Source organism: Caballeronia temeraria, assembly GCF_001544795.2.
GTDB classification, from domain to species: Bacteria; Pseudomonadota; Gammaproteobacteria; order Burkholderiales; family Burkholderiaceae; genus Caballeronia; species Caballeronia temeraria.
The window spans coordinates 1-632 of sequence record NZ_FCOI02000123.1; the positions used below are offsets into that span (position 1 = coordinate 1).

Annotated in this window: 1 protein-coding gene; it reads right to left on the minus strand. The window is 61.4% G+C overall.

The window, feature by feature from the left end; genetic code table 11:
- Window positions 1-632, minus strand: a 632-nt coding sequence (locus AWB76_RS38725) for a condensation domain-containing protein (RefSeq protein ID WP_244173717.1), incomplete at both ends; no start/stop codon positions are given.

Consider the following 632-nt stretch of genomic DNA (forward strand, 5'->3'; position numbering starts at 1 on the left):
GCTTCGACGAGCTTTTCAAACGGCAAATCCTGATGCGCATACGCGGCAAGCGTCCTATCACGGACTTGCGCGAGCAGCGAACGCAGCGAAGGCGAGCCCGAGAGATCGGCGCGTAATACGAGCGTATTAACGAACAGACCGATGAGCGGTTCGATTTGCGCATGCGTACGGTTGGCGATGGGCGAGCCTACTGCGACATCGGACTGTCCCGACAGGCGTGCGAGCAACGTCTGGAACACGGCGAGCAGCAGCATGAAGGGTGTGACGCCTTCCTGTTGAGCAAGCACGTGCAGACGCTCGGATACCTCAGCACTCAACGCAAAGGGCAACGTCGCGCCGCGGCCGCTGATCTGCGCGGGACGAGGACGATCAGTGGGCAGGTCCAGCGGTGCAAGCTCGGCGAGTTGATTGCGCCAGTATTGCGTCTGACGTTCAAGTTCGGCACCGGCGAGCCAGTCACGCTGCCACAACGTGTAGTCGGCGTACTGCACGGCCAGCGGTGCAAGAGCGATCGGTTCATTACGCAGCGCAGCCGTATAGCACGCGCCGAGTTCACGCACGAGCACGCCGGTGGACCAGCCATCGGAGATGATGTGATGCATCGTGAAGAGCAGGACGTGCTGATCTTCCGC